An 8,231-nucleotide genomic window follows, 5' to 3' on the forward strand; every position below is an offset into this window, starting at 1 on the left:
GCCGTGGCGGGGCGCGCCGCCGGGCGGTCGCCCCGTGCACGTAACCGCAGCTCCCCGCCCCCGGTGGCCGATGCCGGTCAATTCGTTGTCCGGCGGCATCGGCCCACGATAGAAAGCGTCTGTGGCAGGCGAAAAGAGTAAGCACCCGCAGGTCCGGTCTTCCGCGTCGGCTGTCGACAGTCCCGTGAGCGCATCGGTCGAACAGCTGCTGAGCCGGCTCGATTTAGGCTCGCTGAGCGCTTCGGATGTCTACTCCTATCCTGGCCGGAACGAGAACTGGTCAGGTGTCACGGACACCGGAAATCCGGTATTCGTGAAACAGCTCAGGGGGAGTGCCGAGGAATCCCTGAAGCGCTACCGGAGGGTCTTGGCGTTCGAGCATCTGGTCGAAGGCGGCGCACGGGCTTTCCCCCGCCCCGCATTCCTCGGGGGCGACGAGGAGCGGCGGCTGCTGGTGTTCCGGCTGCTGGACGACGTCAGGTCCGGCAGCGAGCTCGCCGCGGACCAGGAGTTCACCGAGTCGATGGCGGCGGAGGCCGGCCGGACGCTGGCGGCGTTGCATCGCCTTCCCTTCCGGGCCGAGGACTTTCCCGAGCCGGATCCCCACCCGTACCCACCGGTCGACGACCTGCGGTCCCTGCCGCTGGAGATCTACGTCAACGCCACCGGCGCCTTCGTCCAGGCGTGGGCGCTGTTGCAGCGAGATGCCGCGCTGCTCGAGGAGCTGGAGCGGCTGCGAGCGACCGAGGCCGGGGTCGCACGTGTGCCCGTCCACGGTGACCTGCGGCTGGATCAGTTCCTGCTCACCGACACCGCCTTCTACGTCAACGACTGGGAGGAATTCAGGCTCGGTGATCCGGCGCGCGATGTCGGGGCGTACGTCGGCGAGTGGCTGCACCGCGCGGTGCTGCGGATTCCCGGGCAGGAGACGGACGACGCGTTCTCCCCCGTACTCACCCACGAGGACGTCGTGGCGCGCGGCAGCGAGGAACTGGCCCGCGTGCTGCCGCTGATCTCCGAGTTCCACCGCGGTTACCGCGAGGGCGCAGGCCCCGACGACGACGGTCTCGTGGTGCGTGCCACGTCCTACGCCGGATGGCATCTGATCGATCGGCTGATCGCCTCGACCAGGGAGAGCGGCCGGCTGTCGGCCATCGTCCGGGCGGCGGCGGGCATCGGCAGGACCGCACTGCTCGACCCGCGGAGCTTCGTCTCCACGGTCGGACTCGGGGAGGCCCCATGAGCACGCACATCGAACCGATCGCCATGCCCGGTCGCGTACCGGAGCGGCCCTCCGCGAACGGGGGACCCGGACCGGTGCTCTCGGCCGGGCTCCGGCTGGCGCTGGAGGACGTACGGATCGCGCCGGACGGCAGGACGGCCTGGGTACGGGACGACGAGGTGACCGCCGAGTCCGCGTCCGCGATGCGCTTCGTGCTCGCCCGCACCGTGTACGAAGTGCTGCACACCGGGCGCGGGGTCAAGGACCGCGCGCCGGTCAAGACGCTGCGCGCGCCGGACTTCGAGGCACGACTGGCGAAGGCGACACCGCACCCGGAGACGGTCGCCGCGGTGATCCTCACCGGGCAACGGTCGGCCGCCGGCCGACGGGTCGTGGAGATCGACGGCTTGCGCGTGGGCGTCCCGGACTCGGCGACGCTGCGGGAAACCGGGCGGCTGGCGGGCGATCCCGGACGCCCGGTGGTGATGACGAACCTCCCGTCGGCCCGCCCGCTCATCTCTCCCGGCTTCTTCCTCGTGGACAGCGGCACCGGCCGCGCCGGCGGTGGTGATCTGCTGCGGCTCTATCTGCGGGTGGCCGACCCCGACGCGGCGCCGGAGCTGTGGCATGCCGTACTGAGCGCTCTGGAACACCGCTCCGCGACCTATCGCGCGAAGATCATCTCGAATCCGGCGAGCCTGCCGCGCAACGACGGCATGGTCCTCTACCTGAGTTCGCGCTCCTGGCATGTGGTCGGCGCGGTGACCGAAACCGCCCTCGCCACCGCCCTGCCGGAGGGGCCAGCCCCCGCGTTCGCCCATGTGATCGCGCCCGGTGTGACGGCCGCGTGGGAGCCCAAGGACGGCCGTACGGGCATGCGCGGTCTGAGTTTCGGCGAACACCGGGCGCATGTGGTCGCGCGGGCCTTCGTGGACGCGGCGGAACAGCGCCGCGAGCGTCCGACGGCCGCCGAACTGGCGGCAGCGTGCGTCGCGGCGAACGTGGACCCCGCCGACCCCGCCCGGAATCTCGACTCGGGCGACTGGCCGTGGCTCACGGCCCACCGGTCCGCGCCGACCGGCGGCTCGGTCACCCCCACTCCCGCCACCGACGACGCGTCACCGGCCACCCAGGGCTCCGCGACCTGAACCGTCGGCCGTGGCACCGACGGTGACCGGATGTCACCGCACACCGCAGGAGGTCCCTCACCATGGCCAGAGAACCACGCCCTGAAGACACCCAGGAGCTGCGTGTCTTCACGCAGCTCCTGGAGGGCCGGAAGGCCGCCGTGGCCGCCGCGGTGGTGATGAGTCTGCTCTCCGCCGCCGCCTCCCTCGTCCTCCCCCTCCAGGTCCGCGATCTGGTGATGGCTCTCGCCGAGGACGAACGGCCCGTCGGTCCGATGCTCATGATGGCGGCCCTCGCCGTGGGCGGCGGGCTGGCGGCGGCCCTCTCCTCCTACCTGCTCGCCCGCGCCGGTGAGGGCCTGGTCTCCGAGGCGCGGTTCCGCATCGTCTCGCACATCCTGACCCTGCCGCTGCGGCGGGTGCGGCGTGAAGGAGCCGGCAATCTGGTCGCCCGCGCCAACTCCGACAGCACCCAACTGCGTTCCGTGGTGGACGTCGGCGTGGCGCAGATCCCGTCCTCGCTCTTCCTGGCCGTCGGCACCCTGGTCGCCATGGGCACGCTGGACTGGGTCCTGCTGATCGTCGTGCTCGCCACCTTCACGGTCGCCGGTGTCGGCATCTTCCTGTGCGTGCGGTCGATCCGCAGTGGTGTGGAACGCCAGCAGAGCGCCATCGGAACGATGTCGCAGCAGATGACGGCGGCCGTGCTGTCGCTGCCCACGGTGAAGGCGTTCCTCGCCGAACGTCAGGTGGCGTCCTCGCTGGGCCGCAGCGTGGAGGACGCCCGCAAGGCCGCCGTATCGGTCGCGCGGGTGACCGCCCTGGTCGGACCCACGATGCAGCTCGGACAACAGCTCTCGATCATCGCGGTGATGGTCACCAGCGGTGCCCGGCTCGCCTCCGGGGACCTGAGCATCGGCGAGTTCGCCGCCTTCATCGTCTACCTGCTGCAACTCGTCGCGCCGCTGACCCTGCTGGTCTCGGGCGCGGCCCGGATGCAGAGCGGCCTGGCCGCCCGGATGCGTCTCAACAGTGTGCTCACCATCGCCTCGGAAGACTCCGGGGCCGCCTCTCCGGTCGCGCCGTCGCCGACCGCCCCCGCGGTGGAGTTCGACGCGGTCACTTACACGGACGGCGGGCGCACCATCATCCACGAGGCGTCCTTCGCGGCCCCGGCACGGGGACTCACCGCCATCGTCGGGCCGTCCGGGGCGGGGAAGACGACCTTGCTCGGACTCACCGAACGCTTCCTGCTGCCGGATTCGGGCCGTATCTCCGTCCGCGGGGCGCCGGTCGAGCGGTGGCCCCTGCGGCAGCTGCGCGGCGAGATCACTTACGTCGACCAGAGCTTCACGCTCGTCGAGGGCACGGTGCGGCAGAACCTCCAGCTCGGGCAGGAGGACCTACCGGACGCGGAACTGTGGCGGGCGCTGGAGACGCTGGCCCTGCGCGGCGCCGTAGAAGAGCTGCCGGACGGTCTGGATACCGAGCTGGGCAGGGCCGAGGACCTGTCGGGAGGCCAGCGGCAGCGGCTGGCAGCCGCCCGCGTCCTGCTGCGTGACTCGCGCATCGTCATCTTTGACGAACCGACCTCGCAGCTCGACAGCGAGAACGAGGAACGGCTGCGGGCGCTGATGCGCACCCTCGCGGCCGAGCGCGCGGTGATCGTGGTCGCGCACCGCATCTCCACGGTGCAGGACGCCGATCTGATCGTGGTCGTGGACGCGGGACACATCGTCGACCGGGGTACGCACGAGGAGTTGCTGACGCGTTCCGCGCTCTATCAGGAGCTGGTGCACGGACAGTCGCTGCGCGGTGGTCCGGCGAGGCGGGCGGTCGCCGGCGGACCGGTGCCGCCCGCGCCGGTGGCCGGGACGGCGGCCCGGTGACCGGTACGGCGGGTGCGGTCGAACCGGTGGGGGTGCGGCGACTGCTGGTGATCGGGACGGGCTCGGTGACCGCCGCCCATCTGCCCTTCTGGGCCAGCTGGCTGAAGGCCGGGCACCCCGGGACGGAGGTGCGGTACGTACTGACCGGGGCTGCCACCAGGTTCGTCACCCGGGAGGCGCTGGTCGCCATCGGCGGCTGCGAGGTGCTGACGGACCGGTGGTCCGACGAGCCGGAGCCGAGAGCCCGGCACGTGGACCTCGCACAGTGGCCCGACGCGGTCGTGGTGCTGCCGGCGACCCTGAACTACCTCGCCAGACTGGCCATCGGGCTGGGTGACTCGCCCTCCCTGCTCGCGCTGCAGTGCACGCGCGCGGCGATCGCGCTGGCACCCGCGCTGCCGCCCGGTGGCGCGGAGAGCGCGGCGTACGCGGAACACACCGCCAAGCTCGGCGCGCGGCGCAACGTGATCGTCGTCCCGCCCCATCCCGGCCGCAGTACGACCAGCGGGAAGCGCGAGGCATGGGCGCCCGCGTCCTTTCCCGACGTGCTGGCCACGGCCGACAGGCTGCGGGCGGAGCTGGAAGCAACGGACACCTCACGGAGGCAGCCATGACCACCGAAACATCCCGGCAGACCGAGAGCAGCGCGTACGGGGAGTCGCTGGCGGACATCTACGACGCGCTGTACCCCGCCGCGGGCCCCTCCGTCGACTCCATGGTCGCCTTCCTCCAGGAGCTGTGCCCCGCGCCCGCCTCCCTGCTCGAACTGGGAGTCGGCACCGGCCGGCTGGCGATCCCGCTGGCCAGGCACGGCTACCGGGTGCACGGCGTGGACGCGTCCCCCGCGATGCTGGCGAAGCTCCACGAGAACGACCCCACGGGCGGTATCACCACGTCGGTGGGCGACTTCGGCGCGCTGGCCGTCGAGGAGCGGTACGACCTCGTCCTCACCGCGCTCAACACCTTCTTCATGCTGCCCACCCAGGAGCAGCAGATCAACTGCCTCCGCGGCATCCACGACGCGCTGGCGGACGGCGGGGTCGCGGTCTTCGAGACGTACGACCCGCAGGTGTACCACCGGCTCACCGAGGCGACGACCCGGGTCGGCCACCTGGCGCCGGACGCGCTGCTGCTCGACACGATCCAGGTGAACCAGTCGCTCCAGTCCGTCCTGGTCGTCCACACGATCATGGGCCCCGGTGGGCTGCGGAAGGTGCCGGAGGTCAGCCGGTACGCCTGGCCCGCCGAGTTCGACGTGATGGCCCGGCTCGCGGGACTGCGGGTGACCGGCCGCTGGGCCGACTGGGACCGCAGCCCGGTGACGGATCAGACGGAGAAGCATGTCTATGTGGTGGAGCGCCAAAGCGTATGACTAACTTGACGGGGTGATGTGTTAACGCAACACTTCAGGGAGTTAACGCATTGCATGGGGAGGTGCGGGACATGGTGGTGCCGGCGCTTGAGGTCGATGGCGTGCGGAAGAGTTACGGCAGACGTCGGGCCGTCGACGGCATGACCTTCGACATCCGCGCCGGTGAGCTGTTCGGCTTCGTGGGAAGCAACGGGGCCGGCAAGACCACCACGATGCGGATCATCCTCGGAGTCCTCACACCCGACGCGGGAGAGGTCCGGTGGCGCGGCCGCCCGGTCGACTTCGCCGCCCGCAGGCAGTTCGGCTACATGCCCGAGGAGCGCGGCCTCTATCCGCGGATGAAGGTCGGCGAACACCTGCGGTATCTCGGCGAGCTGCACGGCCTGTCGCCGGCCGCGGCGCGGACCGCGGCGGGCCGGTGGATCGAGAGGCTGGAGCTGTCCTCGTACGCGTCCGAGGAGGTCCAGAACCTGAGCCTCGGCAACCAGCAGCGGGTCCAGCTCGCCGCGGCGCTGGTCCACGGACCGGAGGCGCTGGTGCTCGACGAGCCGTTCTCCGGCCTCGACCCGGTGGCGGTCGACGTCATGCGTGACGTGCTCGCCGAACGGGCCGCCGACGGGGTCCCCGTCATGTTCTCCAGCCATCAGCTGTCGCTCGTCGAGCGCGTCTGCGACCGGGTCGGCATCGTCGGCGGCGGGCGGCTCATCGCCTGCGGGACGGTCGAGGAGCTGAGCGAGAACGCCGATCGCCACCTGCTGGTCGATGCCCCGCGGGCGGGTGAGGACTGGGCCGCGGGGCTGGCGGGCGTGCAGGTCGTGAGCCGCGAGGGCACCCGCACCCGGCTCCGCCTGGCGAAGGGCGCGGACGACCAGCGGGTGCTCCACGCGGCGCTGGCCACCGGGCCGGTCTCCGCCTTCGTCTCCGAACGTCCCCCGCTGACCGAGCTGTACCGCGATCTGATCACCGGAACGGACACGGACGACCCGGCCGAGGGGGCCGGGCGATGAGCACCGCGGCGCGGGCGTCGGGCGACGTCACCGGACAGGGACCGGACGGGGATCAGGCTTCCGCCCCGGACGGGGGCACCCCCCGCTCGGAGGGCGGCCCCGGCGCGCTGTCGGCCCGCCGCGCCGTCGGCCTGGTCGCCCGGCGGGAGATCAACAGCAGGATGCGGACGAAGTCCTTCGTGCTGAGCACCCTGGGGCTGTTGCTCGGACTCGGCGTCTATGCCCTGATCATCCTCGTCTCCGAGGAGGGGCCGGCCAAGGTCGGCGTCGAGCGGGAGGCCTCGGCGATGCGCCCGGCGCTCGTCGCGGTGGCCGAAGGGGTGGGCGACGTCGAGTTCGTCAGCGTCGACGGCGACCGTACCGACCGGCTCCTGCGCGACGGGGACCTCTCCGCCGTGATCGGCCGCGCCGACGGGCAGCTCACGCTGTCCGTGGAACGTGAAGCGGACGAGGACCTGCTCGCCGTGGTGCGAGCCGCGGCCACCGAGGAGCGCACCACCAGGGAACTGGAGCGCGCGGGTGTGGACCCCGTGGAATTCAGGGAGCGCGTGGCGTCGGCCACCGTGCGGGTCGACGCACTGGAGCCGTCGCGGAACAGCGCGGCCGAGCAGTTCGCGCTGATCCTCTCCTCCACCGGGCTGCTGTACTTCTTCTTCGTCTTCTACGGGATCATGCTGGCGCAGGGGGTGGTGGAGGAGAAGACCAGCCGCGTCGTGGAGTTGCTCCTCTCCACCATCCGCCCCTGGCAGCTTCTCGCCGGAAAACTGATCGGTGTGGCCGTGGTCGGCCTGACCCAGCTCGTGGTGCTCGGCGGAGCCGCGGTGGCGCTCGCCCAGGGCACCGGCGCCCTCACCCTGCCGACCGCCGTGGGCGGGACGCTGGCGACGCTGGGCGTCTGGTTCCTGCTCGGCTTCTTCCTCTTCGCCGCCATGCTGGCCGCGGCGGCCGCGCGTGTCTCACGGCAGGAGGACCTTCAGGGGGTGGTGCAACCGGTGATGCTGCTCATCACCACGCCGTTCGTGCTGGGCATCAGCCTGCTGAGCAAGGACGCACACCATCCGCTGATCGAGTGGCTGTCGCTCGTACCGCCGCTCAGCCCGATTTTGATGCCGGCACGCGTGCTGCTCGGCATCGCCCCGGTCTGGCAGATCGCCCTCTCCCTGGTGCTGGCGGTCGCCGCCGTGGCCGGGATGACCCGTATCGCCGGACGGATGTACGCCAACAGCGTGCTGCGCAGCGGCTCGCGCGTGCCGCTCGCCGAGGCGCTGCGGCTGCGTTAGGTCCGGACCCGTTGCCACCCGTCCCCGCCGGGCAGCGGCCCGGCCCGATCCCCCCGCCCCTACTCGGAACACATCGAACCGCCCTCCCGGGCCACCTGACACCTTAGGAGTACCTCATGAGCACCGCCCTCTGGATCGCCGTCGGACTCGCCGTTCTCATCGCCGTCGTCGCGGGGGTCAAGAAGAGCAGGGACTGACCTGCCTGATCGGCCCGCCTCGCGCACGGGGGCTGTGCTTCCCGGATGGACCACAAGGGGATCACAAACCCCCAGCCGGGTGGCACGAAGCAGTAGCATAGGCCGGGGGCCCCCCGCGGACCAGGGGCCACCCGCCC

The 8,231-nt window shown here is 71.5% G+C and carries 7 protein-coding genes; all 7 read left to right on the forward strand.

From position 1 onward, the window contains the following. Positions 1-184 precede the first annotated feature (184 nt). Positions 185-1,243 (forward strand): class V lanthionine synthetase subunit LxmK, encoded by a 1,059-nt coding sequence (gene lxmK / locus ABZ562_RS31925; RefSeq protein WP_361486275.1) that lies wholly within the window; start codon positions 185-187, stop codon positions 1,241-1,243. Next, positions 1,240-2,370, forward strand: coding sequence for a T3SS effector HopA1 family protein (locus ABZ562_RS31930; RefSeq protein WP_361486277.1), 1,131 nt, complete (start codon positions 1,240-1,242; stop codon positions 2,368-2,370). Before lxmK ends, ABZ562_RS31930 begins: the two co-directional genes overlap by 4 nt. 62 nt (positions 2,371-2,432) lie before the next feature. Continuing rightward, the gene (locus ABZ562_RS31935) at positions 2,433-4,238 is read left to right on the forward strand and encodes an ABC transporter ATP-binding protein (RefSeq protein WP_361486280.1); all 1,806 of its coding nucleotides are present in this window, start codon (positions 2,433-2,435) and stop codon (positions 4,236-4,238) included. Next, positions 4,235-4,852, forward strand: a complete 618-nt coding sequence (locus ABZ562_RS31940) for a flavoprotein (RefSeq protein WP_361486282.1) — start codon at positions 4,235-4,237, stop codon at positions 4,850-4,852. Before ABZ562_RS31935 ends, ABZ562_RS31940 begins: the two co-directional genes overlap by 4 nt. Beyond that, a complete protein-coding gene (locus tag ABZ562_RS31945) occupies positions 4,849-5,610 on the forward strand; it encodes a class I SAM-dependent methyltransferase (RefSeq protein WP_361486284.1) in 762 nt (253 codons plus the stop codon). The genes ABZ562_RS31940 and ABZ562_RS31945 overlap by 4 nt, the downstream gene beginning before the upstream one ends. A 71-nt stretch (positions 5,611-5,681) precedes the next feature. Further along, the gene (locus ABZ562_RS31950) at positions 5,682-6,617 is read left to right on the forward strand and encodes an ATP-binding cassette domain-containing protein (RefSeq protein WP_361486287.1); all 936 of its coding nucleotides are present in this window, start codon (positions 5,682-5,684) and stop codon (positions 6,615-6,617) included. Further along, on the forward strand, positions 6,614-7,897 hold the full coding sequence (locus ABZ562_RS31955) for an ABC transporter permease (protein ID WP_361486290.1): 1,284 nt from the start codon (positions 6,614-6,616) through the stop codon (positions 7,895-7,897). The genes ABZ562_RS31950 and ABZ562_RS31955 overlap by 4 nt, the downstream gene beginning before the upstream one ends. Positions 7,898-8,231: the final 334 nt, after the last annotated feature.

This window comes from Streptomyces sp. NPDC019937, assembly GCF_040631655.1.
In the GTDB taxonomy this organism is placed as follows: Bacteria; Actinomycetota; Actinomycetes; order Streptomycetales; family Streptomycetaceae; genus Streptomyces.